The 17,048-nt window shown below is 64.3% G+C and carries 16 protein-coding genes; 1 reads left to right on the top strand and 15 read right to left on the bottom strand.

Features of this window, described 5'->3' with window-relative positions; all coding sequences use genetic code 11:
• The 3 genes from VGE27_RS04135 to VGE27_RS04125 form a co-directional block, all read right to left on the bottom strand.
• Window positions 1–681 (bottom strand): DUF808 domain-containing protein (locus tag VGE27_RS04135; protein WP_331048367.1); only part of this gene is annotated, 681 nt, incomplete at its 3' end.
• Window positions 682–716: 35 nt separating this feature from the next.
• Window positions 717–1,382, bottom strand: a complete 666-nt coding sequence (trhA, locus tag VGE27_RS04130; protein ID WP_331048366.1) for a PAQR family membrane homeostasis protein TrhA — start codon at window positions 1,380–1,382, stop codon at window positions 717–719.
• A complete protein-coding gene (locus VGE27_RS04125) occupies window positions 1,379–2,671 on the bottom strand; it encodes a serine hydrolase (RefSeq protein WP_331048365.1) in 1,293 nt (430 codons plus the stop codon). Before VGE27_RS04125 ends, trhA begins: the two co-directional genes overlap by 4 nt.
• A 103-nt stretch (window positions 2,672–2,774) precedes the next feature.
• On the opposite strand from VGE27_RS04125, the gene VGE27_RS04120 reads away from it, so the two are divergent.
• Entirely contained in the window at window positions 2,775–4,028 is a 1,254-nt protein-coding gene (locus VGE27_RS04120; RefSeq protein ID WP_331048364.1) for a VanZ family protein, read from the top strand.
• A 213-nt stretch (window positions 4,029–4,241) separates the two neighbouring features.
• Here the strand turns inward: VGE27_RS04120 and VGE27_RS04115 are convergent, their stop codons facing one another.
• The 12 genes from VGE27_RS04115 to VGE27_RS04060 all read right to left on the bottom strand — a co-directional run.
• Entirely contained in the window at window positions 4,242–4,817 is a 576-nt protein-coding gene (locus VGE27_RS04115; protein ID WP_331048363.1) for a dihydrofolate reductase family protein, read from the bottom strand.
• Between the two features lie 73 nt (window positions 4,818–4,890).
• On the bottom strand, window positions 4,891–5,373 hold the full coding sequence (locus tag VGE27_RS04110; protein WP_331048362.1) for a hypothetical protein: 483 nt from the start codon (window positions 5,371–5,373) through the stop codon (window positions 4,891–4,893).
• Between the two features lie 101 nt (window positions 5,374–5,474).
• Window positions 5,475–6,326 carry a DUF4097 family beta strand repeat-containing protein gene (locus VGE27_RS04105; RefSeq protein WP_331048361.1) on the bottom strand — a complete coding sequence of 284 codons (852 nt, stop codon included), beginning with the start codon at window positions 6,324–6,326 and terminating at the stop codon, window positions 5,475–5,477.
• Window positions 6,323–6,967: a zf-HC2 domain-containing protein gene (locus tag VGE27_RS04100; RefSeq protein ID WP_331048360.1), complete on the bottom strand. Its 645-nt coding sequence runs from the start codon at window positions 6,965–6,967 to the stop codon at window positions 6,323–6,325. Before VGE27_RS04100 ends, VGE27_RS04105 begins: the two co-directional genes overlap by 4 nt.
• Window positions 6,964–7,506 (bottom strand): RNA polymerase sigma factor, encoded by a 543-nt coding sequence (locus tag VGE27_RS04095; protein ID WP_331048359.1) that lies wholly within the window; start codon window positions 7,504–7,506, stop codon window positions 6,964–6,966. The genes VGE27_RS04100 and VGE27_RS04095 overlap by 4 nt, the downstream gene beginning before the upstream one ends.
• 157 nt (window positions 7,507–7,663) lie before the next feature.
• On the bottom strand, window positions 7,664–8,182 hold the full coding sequence (locus VGE27_RS04090; protein ID WP_331048358.1) for a DUF6174 domain-containing protein: 519 nt from the start codon (window positions 8,180–8,182) through the stop codon (window positions 7,664–7,666).
• Window positions 8,183–8,213: 31 nt separating this feature from the next.
• Entirely contained in the window at window positions 8,214–11,180 is a 2,967-nt protein-coding gene (gene uvrA, locus VGE27_RS04085) for an excinuclease ABC subunit UvrA (protein WP_331048357.1), read from the bottom strand.
• On the bottom strand, window positions 11,170–12,135 hold the full coding sequence (locus tag VGE27_RS04080; protein ID WP_331048356.1) for a hypothetical protein: 966 nt from the start codon (window positions 12,133–12,135) through the stop codon (window positions 11,170–11,172). Before VGE27_RS04080 ends, uvrA begins: the two co-directional genes overlap by 11 nt.
• A 21-nt stretch (window positions 12,136–12,156) precedes the next feature.
• Window positions 12,157–13,353: an MFS transporter gene (locus tag VGE27_RS04075; protein WP_331048355.1), complete on the bottom strand. Its 1,197-nt coding sequence runs from the start codon at window positions 13,351–13,353 to the stop codon at window positions 12,157–12,159.
• 22 nt (window positions 13,354–13,375) lie between these two features.
• A complete protein-coding gene (locus tag VGE27_RS04070) occupies window positions 13,376–14,857 on the bottom strand; it encodes a TolC family protein (protein ID WP_331048354.1) in 1,482 nt (493 codons plus the stop codon).
• Between the two features lie 5 nt (window positions 14,858–14,862).
• Window positions 14,863–16,248, bottom strand: coding sequence for an ABC transporter permease (locus tag VGE27_RS04065; protein WP_331048353.1), 1,386 nt, complete (start codon window positions 16,246–16,248; stop codon window positions 14,863–14,865).
• Window positions 16,248–17,048: efflux RND transporter periplasmic adaptor subunit (locus VGE27_RS04060; protein ID WP_331048352.1), on the bottom strand; the 801-nt coding region annotated here is incomplete at its 5' end. The genes VGE27_RS04065 and VGE27_RS04060, both read right to left, overlap by 1 nt.

The following is a 17,048-nucleotide window of genomic DNA, read 5'->3' as shown; positions in this document are numbered from 1 at the left end:
TACCGACAGGCTCTTCATGAGCCACGGCGCCGTCTTGAGAATGACACCGCCGATGGCGCGGCCACGGTTGTGCAAGGCGAGCCCGAGATCGTCCAGCTTCACGATGCCGGCCACGAGCCCATACACAAAAACCGTGGCGGCCAGACTCACCAGGCTCAGTGCACCGATCTGCATCCCGATGGGCGCCGCACTCATCGTCCCCAGCGAGATCACAATGATCTCGGCCGACAACACGAAGTCCGTGCGGATGGCCCCCTTGATCTTGCCCTGCTCCACCGCAATGCGTTGCTCGTCCGTGAGCTCGGGTTGTGCGATGACCGGATGCACCGTGTCGGGCTCTTCATGCCGATGCAGCGCCTTGTGCAGCAGCTTCTCCACGCCTTCGTAACACAGAAACAAGCCACCAATCAGCATGAGCGGCATGACTGCACCAGGCGCAAACGCACTGATGAGCAGCGCCACGGGCACGAGGATCACCTTGTTGACCAGAGATCCCTTGGCCACCGCCCACACCACCGGCAGTTCGCGATCGACCCGCACACCCGACGCCTGTTCGGCATTCAGCGCGAGGTCGTCGCCCATCACACCCGATGTCTTTTTGGCTGCGACCTTGGTGAGCAGGGCGACATCATCGAGCATCGACGTGATGTCGTCGAGCAATACGAGCAAACTGGACGCCATGGCGCGACGAAAGAGTCAGGAGATGGCTCGGCGCTTCAGCGCACGAGCGAGGCGTGGTTGAGCACAGCGAAGTAGTGGCAGATGCTGCCACCCAGCACGAACAGGTGCCACACCGGGTGCGTCCATGCGCGGCGCTTGTCCACGTAAAAGACCACACCCACCGTGTACAGCAGGCCACCAGCCAGCAGCAGCGCGAGCCCCGCAGTGTCGATAGCCAGCACCAGGGGCTTGATGGCCACGATGACCAGCCATCCCATCGCGATGTAGATGAACGTCGACAGCTTCGCGAAGCGTCCACTGCCCACCAGCACCTTGAACAACACACCGATCGCGGCAAGGGTCCAGACGATACCGAACAGCGTCCAGCCCCAGGTGCCCCGCAACACACCCAGCGTGAATGGCGTGTATGTGCCGGCGATGAGCAGGTAGATCGCCGCATGATCGAGCACGCGCAGCCGCTGCTTGATCGTGGGCGTGGACACCGCATGATAGGCCGTGCTCGCCGCGTACAGCGCGATCAGCGTCGCGCCGAACACGCTCGCGCCAATGAGCGTCACCCGCTCACCACGCGCGGCGGCGGCGATGACGAGAAACGGCAGGCCGATCAGGCTGGCCAGTAGTCCCGCACCATGCGTGAGCGCATTGGCCAGCTCCTCACGAGGACCGGCCTGTCGCGTGAGTGCGCGTGAACCGGCGTTCACCGGCTCACTTGGGCGGCGAGCAACTTCTCGACGAACTGATTGAGGCTGCCCGTCGTGTCCATCCAGCGGACCACGGCCACGAGATCATTGACCGGGTCCACGTAGATGAAGTTGTTGCCGGCGCCCACATGCACGAATGCCTGTGCCGGTGCGGCCGCCAGATACGACTTGTCGGGGTTCACGAACCAGTTCATGTAACCGTACGTCTTCTGGGCCGGCGTGGACGTGAGGGCCTGCGTCACCCAGGCATCGCTGAGCAACTGGCGTTCACCCCACTTGCCGCGGCGCAACGTGAGCAGGCCAAAACGCGCCATGTCCCACGCATTGATGATCATGCCACCACCCCAGTGCCCACCACCGCTCACGCTCTGCACTTCGCGGCCGTCGAGCACGATCCACGAATTGTCATAGCCATACCAGCGCCACGTATCCGATGCGCCGATCGGGTCCATGACCCGCTCCTTGAGCACTTCCGGCAACGGCTTGCGCCACACCTGCAACGCGGCCAGCGCCAGCACATTCACGCGCGTGTCGTTGTACTCGTAAGTCTTGCCCGGCTCTTCACGCGGACGTGTGGTCCACGTGGCCGCATTCTGTGCGGGACGGTCGGCCCATTCGGGCTTGCCCCACAACGTGCCTTCCCAGTCACTCACCTGCCGCAGCAGGTGATCCCAGGTGATGCGGCGATTGTGCGGGGAATCGAACGGCATGAGAATGCGATCGTTGCCCGGCCAGTCGCGCTCGTAGCCGCGCCCGTTGGGACGCGCACGCACGATGGGCGGCATGTACGACGCCACGGTGTCGTGCACACTGCGGATCTTGCCCGCATCCACGGCGAGCCCCACCACCGTGCTCACGAAGCTCTTCGTGACACTGTTGGTCGTCTCTTCCGCATCGGGATTGCCCCACGTGGCCACCACGTAGCCACCCTTGAGGATCACGCCCGTGGCATCACCGCGCGGCGGCAGCGGTCCGATGGGATCACCCAACGGTTCGCGCCCGAACGTGGCGTAGTGATTGAGTTCGAGGTCACGCGGGGTGCGACTCTCCTTGCTCACGGCAAACGCCACGGCTTCGGCCAGCTTGGCCGAGTCGAGGCCGAGTGTGGAGGGCGAACGTCGCTCCCAACTGCCGGCCGGTGGCACGTACGGCTGGGCCGGACGAGCCGATGCGGCCCGGGCACGCTGGGCCAGCAGGGGCGACGGCAGGAGGGCAGACGAGGCGAACGCCGAAAGGGCGAGCGACGCCGGCAGGGCGAACGTCGCGGCGAGGGCGGCGGATCGTGTCACGCGTCAGGGCGTTACGGGGATGGGGCGAGTCGATGGACCTGAGCGTTCCATCTCACGAGAATCACACGAGGAAAAGCTAGCACGCGTCGATACTCTTCCGCACATGCCGCCCCGTTCCCTTTCGCAGACTTCGGCGTTCCGTTTTCGACGTGCCGCCGACTTCACGGCCCTCCGCCTCGGACGGGCCGTGCTTGGCTATCTGGCCCTGATGATGGGGATCATCACATTGGCGCCGTTCCGGTTCCAGCTCACGCCGGCGCACGGTCTCACCGACATCTGGAACTGGACCGATCTGGTCATGAACGTCCTGATGTTCGTGCCGTTCGGTTACGTGTACCAGCTCACCCGCCCGCGTGGCGCCCCACCCGACTGGCCCCGGGTAGTGATTCTGGGTGGAGCCATCAGCGGCACCATTGAACTGTTGCAGCTGTTCGCACCGACGCGCTACACCTCGTTGTTCGACCTCGCCACCAACACCGCCGGAGCGGCGCTGGGTGCCTGGCTCTTTGCGCGGGTGGCCTCGCGCGTGCGCGATGAAGACGCCGTGCAGAGTTTTGCGCTCGAGCTGCCCCTGATGGGGCTCGTGTACCTGCTCATTCCCCTCTGCTGGCTGGTGGGCCTGGGCAGTGAAGGTGAACTGCGCCGGTGGCTGGTCCTGCCCATCGCGGCCGTGGCGGGTGGCATCATCGGCACCGTGCACGCAGCCTACATGACGCCGCGCCGCATCAACAACCGGATCTGGTTGATCGGCGTGGTACTCGGCTGGGTGTTTGTCGCGCTCGTGCCGGGCACGCGTGGTGATGTGCCACTCATCGCCGCCGGCGGCACGCTCACGCTGGGCGTCGCCTTGCTGCGCAGCATCGCCACGGGGCGTGCGGCCGCCCGTGACGGAGCACAGCGTTTTGAACTGCCCACACTGCGGCTGATGTTGCCGTTGTACGCGACCTACCTCGCTCTCTCATCGCTCTGGCCGCTGACCGAGGTGGGTGGTGATTGGCAATGGACGTTGGCTCTCACGCCGCCGGGCGTGGATATCTCACAGCCCGTCATGTATCGAGCCCTCGAACACGTCGCGGCCTTCACGTTGGTGGGCTACATCAGCGCCGAGTTTTATGGACGCGATGCGAGATCTTTCACGGCATCGTTGCCACGCCTGCTGGCCTGGACGGGCAGCGTGAGTGTGTTGCTGCAGCTGGGTCGAGGTTTGCACCCCGACATGGGCGCCAGTCTTGCCCTGTTCGTGCTCACACAACTGGCGGCTGTGTACGGCGGCTGGCTCTACGTGCTGCAGCGCGCGCATGTGCAGGCGCTGGTGGAACGCCGTGCCCTGCTCAGACAGCTCAAACTGCGCGGCTGAGCCAGACTCGCCGTGGCGACACGTGTGCTGACAGCGGGGGGAACACAGAGCGCACAGAAACAAAGCAGATGACACAAAGACAACTCTGAATTGAACGCTCGGCAAACGTTCGATTCATGCTTTTGTTGTTTGTTGTATCTGTGCGCTCTGCACAGTTTCTGCGTGCTCTGTGTTCCCCCCGTTGTTGGCTGTTGGCTGTTGGCTGTTGGCTGTTCAGCCCTTCGGCACCGTATAGGTGAGCTGCACGAACTCGGGCCCCACCTGACGCACGGCCTTGAGTGACAGCGATGGCGTGGCGATGCGGCGCGGAAAGAGCGGCGCGCCCTGCCCCAGCGTGACCGAAGTGATGGTCACGATCATCTCGTCGAGCAGACCCGCGTCATGGAACTGACCCGCCAGATCGCCGCCGCCGACGATCCAGATGTTCGGCGCGGCATGGCCGGCTGCCTGCCGTTCGCGCAGTGTCGCCTGCATGGCTTCGAACACCGGCCGCACATCGCCGCGCACGAAGTGCACATCGGCTCCCTCGATGACGGGCAATGTGCGACTGCTGAATACCCACGCAGGTTGCGCATACGGCCACGCCATCGGGTGGGGTGCATCGGGTGCCAGGTGATGCCGCCACAGCCACTCGTACGTGCTGGAGCCCATCGCGATGGCACCCACCTCGCGAATGAACTCAGGATAGGACGGGTCCTCGCTACCGAACTGCAGCAGCCACTCGAGCGAATGATTGGCATCGGCGAGAAAGCCATCGAGGCTCGTCGCCGTGAAGTATTGCACGGTCATGATCGGGAGGTCTGGGGAAACCACGGGCGTTGCCCTGCCCGAATATATACCGGCACACCTTTCCGCCCGTCACCTACTTCGACGCCGTCACCAATCCCAGCTTCTTCAGCGCCTGATTCACCTTGGCCGTCGTCGCCGCCAACGGCTTGCCGTCCTTCCGCACCTCGGGGCTGACGTACTCCACCGGCCCCACCGCGCCATTGGCCTCGATGCTCACCACCGCCTCGGCCACCCCATGCGCGCCCTGCGGCCCCTGCTCGATGGAGAACACCAGCACCCACGCCATGTTCTTCTCCCACTGACGCGCCACCGTGTAGTGCATCGCGTCCTTGCGGACGAGTGTGAGCGGCAATGACACCCGCGCTCCGTGGCGCACCCCTTCGGCGCGACCCGTCACCGCCACCTGACCGGGATCACTGTGATGATGATCCACATCGAGTTCGAATGCCGTGGCCGACGAGATGGGCATCGTACGCACCGTCATGTGCGGCGGGCCCGCCAGCACGGTGAACCCCAGCGCCAGCATCGGCAGTCGACGAAGCAGAGTGTTCGACATCTCCTCCTCCTGTGTGAACGAACGGGCCTGTGCCCACAGGAGAGATGCCGGTTGCTCCATCGGCGTTTAGTGCAATTCTCGGCGAATCATGCCCGACCCATCTATGGCAACCGTTGCACTATGATGGCGCCCTTGAACGATCGCGCCACCAACTGCCCAAACGCCGCCTGCCCGGTGATGCGCTCGCCCGTTGGCGAACCGGCGCGTGTGCTCAGGTTCAGCAACGGCGCCTTGCGCGGATCCACACGCAGCGTGATCCCCCCACTGTGCGTCTGCACCTCCAGCTCGGCCTTGGTCAATTGCGGACGTTCGATGACCACATCGCCGCCAATGGTCTCCACACGCCCATCCGGTCGCCCGCCAGTCACCTTCACTGGTCCGCTCACCGTCGCCACCGATACCGTCGCGTCGACATCACGGAGCACCACGGCGCCTTTGCTACCGCGCACGCGCAGGTCACCTCGCGCCGACTCCACCGTAACGGGCGCATCGATCGACTCGAGCATCACATTGCCGCCCACGCTGCGCGCCGCCATACGGCCCGCCACCGTATAGGCCTCGAGTTCACCCTGCACGCCGGTGACTTCGAGATCGCCATCGATCTGCTTGATCCACAGGCGCGCCCGCGCCGGCACCTGCACTACCCAGTCGGCATCCGGCAGGCGTGTATCACTCGCGAGGCGCGCTTCCACACCCAGCTTCACATGGGTGCGCGACCCGCCACCGAAGAAGCTGGCTGTGGCTCCCACCGTACCGCGTACATGCACGGAGTCGCGCGTCCACGTGCTCACGCGCAATCGCCCCTTGGGGAGATAGATACGCATGGTCACGTCCGACGTGGCAGCAAATCCGCGATCGATGGGAGTGGCGGCACTGCCCTGCGCATGTACGGCCGCAGGGCAGAGCAGCAACGCGGCCGTCAGCGCGCCATCGAGCAATCCTCGTGCGTTCACGACGCCGCGTCCCGCACACGGCGTTCGAGCTCATCCCGCCGCGTGCGAATGGTGGACCGATACCGACGCAGTTCCGCATCGTCCGGCGTCGCGGCCAGCGCCGCATCGAGTTCCTGCATCGCGGCATCGAGCGCCGAGAACTCCGACGCCGCCTGCGTAGTGGCCATCGACTCCGCCTCGTGCATCACGTTCGACATCACCATCGTGGACGAGTTGCCGACACGCCCGGAATCGGCGACCATCGGGGCGTCACCCACGGAACCACGACCACGTGTCATCACCGCGATGACCAGCACCGCTGCTGCCGCCAACGTCGCGACCATCGCACTGCGACGCCAGACGCGCATACGCTGCACGCGGCCAGCCTGCTGTTGCCACTGCCCGTCCACCGCCGCCAACACCTGCGCCTTGAGCGTGTCGGGCAATTCTGGTGCAAAGGAAGTGGGTGCATACGACGCCGGCCGCATGGTCGCCTGCTCGAGCAAGGCCTCGCACGTGCCGCAGGACGCCGCGTGCCACTCGAGACGCGACGAATCCTCGGGCGACAACGTGCCATTCATGTACGCCGCCAGCTGCGACGCCACCTGATCGCACGACATCCCGGCGTCGCGACCCGCATCCTGTGGAGAGGTGTGTTTCATCGGTCGAGCATCCCGCGCAACAAGCGTCGCGCCCGGAACAGGTGAGCCTTGGACGTGCCCTCGGCGATACCAAGCTGATTCGCGATCTCCGCATGAGCATAGCCAGCGACATCGTGCATCACGAATACGGCACGTGCACCAGCCGGCAATCGCGACACCGCCGCTTCGAGGTCCATGGACAGTGCGACATCAGGTGCCCGCAGTGGTGCATCGAGCGGTGGCGATGGTCCGTCGCGGCCGTCCGCCAGATCTGAGGCAATGGCCACACGCAGCGCCCGGCGCTTGCGGCTACGCTCGTTCACCAGCAACACATTCACCGTGACCCGGTGCAGCCACGTGGAGAACGCACAATCGCCGCGAAACGTGGTCAGACGCTCCCACGCGCGTACGAACCCATCCTGCACCAGCTCTTCCGCCATCTGTCGATCGCCGGTGAGACCAAGCGCCAGCGCAAACAAGCGCGTCGCGTGCTGGTCATACAGTTGGGCAAATGCTGCGGCATCCCCGTCCTGCGCAGCACGCACGACGGGGTCGATCACGGCAGGCGCCGGCGGCTGTTCAGGAACGACCGTCAGGCCCGGACTCAGGGGAATCGGCGGGGCACACGGGATATGATACCGCTCGATGCGCCGAGGTTTAGGGGGCGCCTATATCTTCTGGCCGTTCTTCATCGCACCCATGTCCCGATTCGAAGCCCTAGGGCTGCGGACCCACCGCACGCGTCACATACCCCACCTCGTCGTCGATCGCATTGGGAAGCGGATCGAGCGCCAGTCGCGTGGGATATCCCGCCACCTCATCGTAGGTGACCTCCTTCAACGTCCCTGTCTTTCCGAGCGCATTCCGCACCTCGGCGAACAGCTGATCGACGGTGCGAAAGGCAGTGAGCGGCGGTGGCCCCAATCCTTCGGAGGGGCGACTCACGGGCGTGGCCCCCGACACCGTGCCATTGGTGACGGTCACGGCGTACTCGGCACCACCGAAGGCGCAGAAACAATGCACCTCCTGCCGCATCGTATAGGTGTTCGACGCCGGCTTCACCAATCGCCAGCGTGCCTCGGCGGCCGCCAGCGCCGAGTCGCCCGGACCGGTGGAATCGCTGCACGCCGAAAGGGCGACCGTCGCGGCTGCGAGAATGATCGCACGAAGGGCGCCGAATACCGCACGATGGGACTGGGCGGTTGACCGGCTGGGGAGAGATGGGATCGATCGCATGCCTGCGATACCCGCCCCTCCTTCAATCGTGTCACCCGCGCACGGTCCGGGCCGGCAATTTGTTCTTGAGAAAGCGCCCCGTATGTGACGCCTTGGTGGCAGCGATCACCTCTGGTGGCCCCTGCGCGACGATTGTGCCCCCCGCATGCCCTCCCTCGGGACCAAGATCGATCACATGATCGGCCGTCTTGATCACATCCAGGTGATGCTCGATGAGAATGACCGTGTGCCCCGAATCGGCGAGACGGTTGAGTGACTGCAGCAAGCGCTCCACGTCCGCGAGGTGCAAGCCCGTGGTGGGCTCATCGAGGATGTACACCGTGTGTTTGGTGCGCTGCAGCTTGCTCAATTCGGCCGCGATCTTCACACGCTGTGCCTCACCACCCGACAGCGTCGTGGCCGACTGACCAATGGTGAGATAGCCGAGCCCCAGCGTGTTGAGCACGTCCACGCGCCGCGCAATCACGGGTTCGTCGCGGAAAAATTGCACCGCCTCTTCGATCGACATGTTGAGCACATCGTCGATCGTCTTGCCACGCACCGTCACATCGAGCGTTTCGGCATTGAAGCGCGCGCCCTTGCAGGCACCGCAGATGACCTCCACATCCGGCATGAAGTACATCTGCGTGGTGATCACACCTTCACCCTGGCACTCCTCGCAACGACCACCCTTCACGTTGAAGGAGAATCGCCCGGCTTTGTACTCCCGTTCCACCGACAGCGGTTCCGCGGTGAAGAGGTCGCGGATGGTGTCATAGAAACCCACATACGTTGCCGGATTGGAACGCGAGTTGCGCCCGATGGGGCTCTGGTCGATGCTCACCACATTGTGGACATGTTCCATGCCGTCCACACCATCGTGCTCACCCGGCAGCGTGCGCGTGTCCTCGAGTCGCTTCCACAACGCCTTGTACAGGACATCGTTGATGAGCGTGCTCTTCCCCGATCCCGACGCCCCGGTGATAGCCACCAAAGTGCCAAGGGGGATCTTCACGGTCACATCGCGCAGGTTGTTTTCACGCGCCCCACGAATGACGAGCGAATGGCCAGTGCCAGTGCGCCGTTGTGCCGGCAACGCGATGGCCCGCTTGCCCGACAGGAACTGACCGGTGGGCGACGCCTTGCACCGCAGCACATCCTGTACTGTGCCCTGCACGACCACGGTGCCGCCGTGCACACCGGGGCCCGGTCCCATCTCCACGATGTGATCGGCCGCGCGCACCGTGTCTTCGTCGTGCTCCACCACTAGCACCGTGTTGCCGATATCACGCAGTCGTTCGAGCGTGGCGATCATCTTGGCGTTGTCCTTGGGGTGCAGGCCAATGCTCGGTTCATCGAGCACATACAGCATGCCCATGAGTCCCGAACCGATCTGCGTGGACAGCCGGATGCGCTGCGATTCTCCACCCGACAACGTGCCAGACTTCCGGTTGAAGCTCAGGTAGTCGAGGCCAATACCCAGCAACAACGACAGTCGTCCGCGGATCTCATCCAGAATCTGCTGACCGGCACCGGCTCCTCGTCCGACAGGCTTCACGCGGCCAAGGAATTGATGCAGTTCGTCGAAGTGCATCGCGCCGAGGTCGTGTACTGACTTGCCCTGCACCGTGAACAACAGGCGCGTAGTGCGCAGCCGCGTGCCCAGGCAGTCGGGACAGGTGTGTTCGACCATGACCTTGTCGAGCCACGCTTCCATGCGCGAATCGCCTTCTCCGCGCTGACGATAGCGACGATAGTTGCGCTCGATGCGTCGCGCGATGCCGCCGAATCCCACTTCATGACGGTCCCAGTCGGCTCGCTTGACGGTGCTCTCCGGCGGCGCCTCAGTGCGAAAGCGGCGCTCCAGGCCGTACAGTACCGCGTTGCGCGCGGAGGCATCGAGATCCTGCCACGGCGTGTCGAGCGAGAACCCCTGCAGCTTGGCCAGCGTCCACATGATGCGGCCATCCCACGTATCGGGATTGTAGCGGTAGGCCTCGCGCACAAAACAGCCACCGCGAATCGACCGCTTGGGATCGGGGATCAGCAGGTCAGGATGGGTGAGCTTGTCCACACCAAGACCGCCGCACGTACGGCACGCAGCCTCGGGATTGTTGAACTGGAAGTACTCGGGTGAGATGTCGCCGTAGATGAAGTGCTGCGTGGCACTGCTGTGTGTGGCGTGGAACTTCGCGATCTCGGCTTTGGTGGGGCCCTTGGAGATATGCACGTGCAACAGGCCATCACCCACCAGCAGCGCTGCCGAGATGGCGGCCTTGAGCGCCTTTTCATTGCGACGCCGCACCACGAGACGGTCGACGATGGCGTCCATCTGCTGTACCAGCGCGGCTTCCAGCTCCACCTGCTCGGCCAGATCGATCGTCTGGCCATCCACGATCACCTGACGGCAGCCTTTCTTGCGCACCTCGGTGAACACCACATCCAGCTCTTCACCGTACACCTTGAACAACGGTGCGCGTAGTTCCACCTCGGCGCCATCGGGCAGCGACAACACCGCTTCCAGGATCTGCGACGCCGACCGACTCGGCACCACTTCACCGGTGCGCGGGCAGTGCGGCTCGCCGATAGTGGCGAACAGCAGGTTCATGTAGCTCGCCACATCGGTCATGGTGCCCACGGTGGAGCGTGGGTTGCTGGCTATGGTCTTCTGTTCGATGGAGATGACGGGCGACAACCCGAAGATGAAATCCACATCGGGCTTGCTCACCTGCGCCACGAACCGCTTGGCGAACGACGACAGGCTCTCCATGTAGCGCCGCTGGCCTTCGGCGTAGATGGTGTCGAAGGCCAGCGACGACTTGCCCGATCCCGACAGTCCGGTCACCACCACGAGACGATCGCGCGGAATCTCCACCGATACGTTGCGCAAGTTGTGCACGCGAGCGCCCTGCACGGCCACGGTGGTGCGTGGCGTAGCGCGACTGCCCTCTGTGCGCTTGGAAGCGGCCGTGGTGGTCCTGGCCGACTTGCTCGTCTTCGCCGCTTTCTTAGTAGACATCGGGAGGAGGAGTGAGTGCATAGAAGGCCAGCTCCTGCACATCCGCCGAACTTTTTTTCGTGAGACGCGACGTCACCGATGCGCGTCCGATCACGCCCTGATCGGCAAGGTATTCGCACGCACCGCTCACATGCTCCACGCCCATGGTACGGGCAAAGTGGGCATCGATTTCCGTGCACGACCGCGCTTCATGGACCTCCGACAGCCACGCCACCACGGGTTCCGCGAACTGCGGCGCCAGGGCCAACAGGTGGGCTTCGGCCATCGTCAGCGCGCGCTCCACGGTCTCACGGTCTTTCTGTCCATTCAGCATACCCGTGTAGATCACCGAGAACAGCGCCGGATTGAGCGGGAGTGCGCGTGGCAGCACTTCACGGTCGGATAGCTGACCGTGACGCATCACTTCCATGCGTGCGATGGGCGTGGCGGCAGCGAGAATCCACACCGCCGTGTAGTCGTAGTCGCCACGGGTGAGAAACCACTTGCGCGCCTTGTACAGGCACGAGAGCGCCTCGGTGGCCGCCGCCAGCATCTGAATCTGCGTATCACGCCCGCCGATGACACGCATGCGCTCGAGCACCGGCGCGATGGACTCGTCGTGCGTATACAGCAGCCGGCCCTTGCTCAGCAAGGAGTGCAGGAACGAGTTGCTCAGCGCGCCATCGGCGAGCCGTTTGAATGCCGCACGTGGCAACATGAGTGCGTGCACATTCACGCCGTCCGCATCGAGTGCCATCGACGCCGCCGGCACGAGCTTGTCGTCGATGGTCACCAGCACGAGGTCGATATCCGACCGTTTCCACACCGTGTCGTGCGCGAGGCTGCCGCACAGCACCACCGCCAGCACCGACCGATCCTCGCGGATCTTTGCCACCAGCGCGTCAAGCGCCTGCGCAAAGTGCGCCGGCGCCGCGGCTACGGGCTGTTCGGTGCGAGGCATCTTCGGCTTGGGCATGCCGAAGAGTTACTGCGCGAACTACTCCGCCACCACCGGGGCCGTGGCAGCGGCCGGCCGGCGCACGTCGGGCAGCAGGGCTGCCAGCAGACCGATGGCCGGCAGGAAGGCACACACCTGGTACACCGTCTCGATGTCGTACACGTCGGCCAGCTTGCCCAGCACGGCCGCGCCAACGCCACCCATGCCGAACGAGAAGCCGAAGAACAGGCCGGAAATCATGCCCACCTTGCCCGGCACCAGCTCCTGCGCGAACACCACGATGGCCGGAAAAGCCGACGCCAGCAGCAGACCGATGATCACGCTCAGTACGCCCGTCCAGAACAGGTCCACATGCGGCAGCAGCAGACTGAATGGCAACACGCCCAGGATCGACATCCAGATCACGTACTTCCGACCGATACGATCGCCGATCGGCCCGCCGGCCACCGTGCCCACCGCCACCGCCGCGAGGAACAGGAAGAGGTGGAACTGCGCCACTTCCACCGTCACGCCGAACCGGTGCATGAGATAGAAGATGAAGTAGCTGGTGAGACTCGCGAGGTACACATACTTCGAAAAGATCAGCATCAGCAGAATCACGATGCCGCGGCGCGCCGTGCCCTTGGGCAGCGCGAACTCGGCTGCGGCCTTACGTCCCGCCTCGAGGCGCGCGAGCCCCGTGTGCCGGTACCAGAGGCTCACCTTCCACAGAATCGCGCACGACAGCAGGGCCAGCAGCGCGAAGAACGCCAGACTGCTCTGCCCCCAGCGCACCACCACCAGCGCGGCCGCGAGCGGTCCGAGTGCGCTGCCGGCATTGCCACCCACCTGAAAGAGCGACTGCGCGAGGCCGTTGCGTCCACCGGCCGCCATGCGCGCCACGCGCGACGCCTCGGGGTGAAACACCGAAGAACCCATGCCGAGCAGGCAGGCGCCCAGGAGCACGAGTTCGTAACGGTGCGCCGCCGACAGCACCGTCAGGCCAGCGAGCGTGAAGATGGTGCCACCGGGCAGCGCCTGCGGTGTGGGCCGCTTGTCCGCCATGAAGCCGACGAGCGGCTGCAGAAACGAGGCGGTGATCTGGTAGGCCAGCGTGATGAGCCCGACCTGCGTGAAGCTCAGGCCCAGTTCGGCCTTGAGACTCGGATAGATCGCTGGCATCAGCGCCTGCATCATGTCATTGAGCAGGTGACAGAAGCTGATGGCCAGCAGGATCCCGTATGCGGGATTGTTCATGGGTCTTGCAAGGGTGATCCGGTCAGCGGATCCGGGCGCCTCGCTCAAAGTCGTACAGCGTCAACCGACGCACGCGATAGTAAGCGTCCCAGTACCCGCGCAGCGCTCGCACATACGCCTCGAGCGCCTGGTCTTTCTCCACCTGTGCAATATAGAGGTTGCTGATGTCGATGCGGCCGATCGCATAACGATTGCGGGCCACTTCGAAGCGCTTTGAGCCCACCGTGTCGGCCTTGGCCGCCGTCAGGAGCTGGCGACTGGCCTGTTCCAGTTCGAGGGCAGCGAAGCGGGCGTCCAGCACACGACGCTCCCGCAACACACGCACATCCGTCTCCACCCGTTCGCGATCGGCCACCGCAGCCTGAATCTGGGCCCGCCGCGCGCCCCACTGCACCAGCGGCATCTCCACCCCCACCGCGAACTGCTGGCTCTGGAGCGGCGACCGGTAGGCCTCGTTGAAATTCTCGGCCGTTTGGTTGAAGCCCACACTGGCCGATACCGTGGCGCCAAAGCCCGTGTTGCGTCGCGCTTCGGCCACCCGCCGATTCTGCTGTATCATTTGCAAATCAGCGTCCCGCAGCTGCGCCGCATTCGCCAGCGCCTCCCGCATCGCCACCGCAGTGTCCACCGTGATCGCCGGCACTTCGTTGCTCACGCGCAGGGTCAGCGGGGCGGTGGACGGATACCCCAGCTGCAGCCGCAGCGCCGCCGCGGCCCGCTGTTCATCCAGTCGCGCAGACTGCACGGCATTTTGCGAACGCAGTACCGCCAGTTCGCTTTGCAGCAGGTCGTTCTCACCAATGCGCCCCACTTCGTAGCGGCCCTTGTTCAGCGTGAACAACGTGTCGTTCACACCGGCATTCGCCTCGGCATTGGCCAGTGCGGTCTGGGCCGCAAACAGATCGAAGTACAATGCGGCCGTCTGCTGCGAGATCGATTCGCGCGCCTCGAGAAACTGCTGTTCGGCGGCATCGGCCCGGACATCCTGCTCTTTGTTGTCCCACGCCTGCGTGTTGAGGCGGAAGATCTGCTGACGCACCCCAAGCTGCAGCGGCGTACTGCGCCACAACCTGAGCTCCTGCTGGCCCAGCACGTTGACGTTGGTAAGCCCCGACGAGAGAAACAGATCACCACCGGTGAATGGCAACCGTTGCGCCACCTGCAATCCCAGTGAGGACTGGCGTTGCTGTTGGGCCACGAAACGCGTGGATCCGTCCGGCTGCACCACCGGCACGATGGCGCGACTGTACGTGGGCGCCTCGCCCGTGATGGACATCTGTGGCAGCAATCGCGCATTGAACGACGCGTCACGGAATCGTGCCGCATCCCGGGCCCGTGTGGCCGAACGCGTGGATGGGCCACGATCGAGCGCCATGCCGATGGCTTCTTGCAACGTGAGCGCTCCGACCGCCGTCGGCTGCGCGGCCAACCGCCCAGCACAAAGCAGCATCGCGCTGCCCAACACGACGACGCGCCAGGCACTTCCAGCAATTTGTGTGTTCATGTCGGTCATTCGTAGCGAAGGCAGACCACGGGGTCCTGCCGCGCCGCGCGCCATGCAGGAAGAATTCCGAACACCAATCCCACGGAGATCGACACCCCGAAGGCCACAAATACTGACATCCCCGACACCACTGTCTTGATATCGGCCAGCTGCTCAATGCCCAAGCTGATCGCCGTGCCCAAGACGATCCCCGCTACACCACCGGCGAGGCTGATCAACACTGCCTCGGCCAGAAACTGCGCGAGAATCTCCCGCTGGGTGGCACCCAGGGCGCGCCGCACGCCGATCTCGCGAATGCGCTCGAGAATGGACGCCAGCATGATGTTCATGATGCCGATACCACCCACCACCAGCGAGATGGAAGCGATGGCGCCCAGCACCATGTTGAAGATCGAGCGCGTGCGCTGCTCCTGACGCAGCAGCTCCTCCGGCACCGCAATCTCGAAGTCGATCACACTGTTGTGCCGCCGCTCCAGCATGCGACGCATGACCTCGGCCGTGGGCGCCACCGTGTTGGCTTCCTTCACGCGCACGATCAACCGGTCGAGCTGGTGATAGTTGCGTCGCTCCGCTACACGGTCCGCGTCTTCGGTTTCCGTGCCATTCACCACCACGTTGGCCTCGCGTGAGGCCTGTTCGATATCGCGTGCACTCACCCGCGTGCGATCGCGGTAGCGCAGCAGCATGGTGGTCATCGGCACATACACATCGAGGTTGGCGTCGCGGATGCCCAGTCGCAGTGCCGTCTGTTCCGACATGGGCCGGTCGGCCAGCACGCCCACCACCGTGAGCCAGTTCTCACCCACCTTGATCGACTTGCCAATGGGGTCTTCGGTGGTGAAGAAGCGGGCCTTCACGCCGGCACCGATGATCGCCACCGGTTTGCCGTCGGCGATCTGTGACCGGTTGAAGACATGCCCCGTGGCAATGTCGAGATTGAGCAGCGAGAAGTACGCCGTGTCGACGCCCACGATCTTGCCCGTCCGTCGACGCCCCTGTCTGGTGATGAGTGTGTTGAGCACCACTTCACCCGACGAACTTTCCACCTCGGGTATCACTCGCGCGATGCTGTGCCCATCGCGTGCGGTCAGTCCCGGTGAGAAACGTCGCGGCTGTTTCTCGCCCGCCTGCTTGGCCGCCTCCTCACGCTGCTCGACGATCGGCTTGACGATGATGTTGTTGGAGCCGAGCAGGCGCATCTGCGCGATGATCTCCTGCTCGGCGCCTCGTCCGATGGCCAGCATCGCAATCACGGAAGCAACGCCGAACAGGATGCCCAGCGACGTCAGGGCAGCGCGGAGGGAGTTGTGGGAGAGGGCTTCGATGCCGGAACGGAGAGCAAAGGCGGCCGTCGCGAGGAATGCACGCCAGCGGTCGGTTTGCTCCGTCATCACGGCTTCCCTGATGGAGCCGCCTTTGCGGCAGGTGCGGGCGTTGCCGGTGTCACCTCGACCCCCTTGCCTCCCACGGCCGTGTCACCACGCAGCACCGGCCGCTGCGACGCAGGCAGCTCTACCAGCGACATCTTGATGCCATCGATCGGCGGCGAGAGCAGTACACGATCCTGCTCGGTGAGGCCCGCCATGATGACCACTTCGTCGTCGTTCATCGCCCCGGTGGTCACTTCGTGGCGCGTGACCGCCGTGCCGGACTTGCGATAGACAAATGTGCGACCGCTGTCGCTGTGCACAGCCTCGAGCGGGACGAAGAGTGCGTTCTTCACCGTCTGCGTGAGCACGGCATTCGACGTGGTCATGCCAGGGCGCAACGTGGTGTCGGGCTTCTCCACCGTCACGCGCACCTCGAACACCTTGGCATCGGCGTTGGGCCGCTGTTCACCCACATTCGCCACCTGCACGATCTTGCCGCGCAGCCGCTTGCTCGGGTCGGCATCGAGCGCAATCTGCACTTCCTGGTTCACGGCCACCTTTCTCACGTCGATCTCATTGAGGAAAGTGATCGATTCCATTTGCGTGAGATCGGGCAACGTGGCCACGGTCGGCTCCCACGGAGTCACCTGCGAGCCAGTGGTCTTCTTGCGACCGTTCCATTCCTTCACGTAGATGACCATGCCATCGGCCGGAGCGCGAATGGTGAAACCGGCCATCACGTCATTAATGATCTTGAGGCGATTGCGCTGCCGTTCGAGATCGGCGCCCACTTCGCGCATCTTGGCCGACGCCTGTTCCTG

It is taken from the genome of Gemmatimonas sp., assembly GCF_036405635.1.
Classification (GTDB): Bacteria; Gemmatimonadota; Gemmatimonadetes; order Gemmatimonadales; family Gemmatimonadaceae; genus Gemmatimonas.
This window is presented reverse-complemented; position numbering and strand designations above follow the sequence as displayed.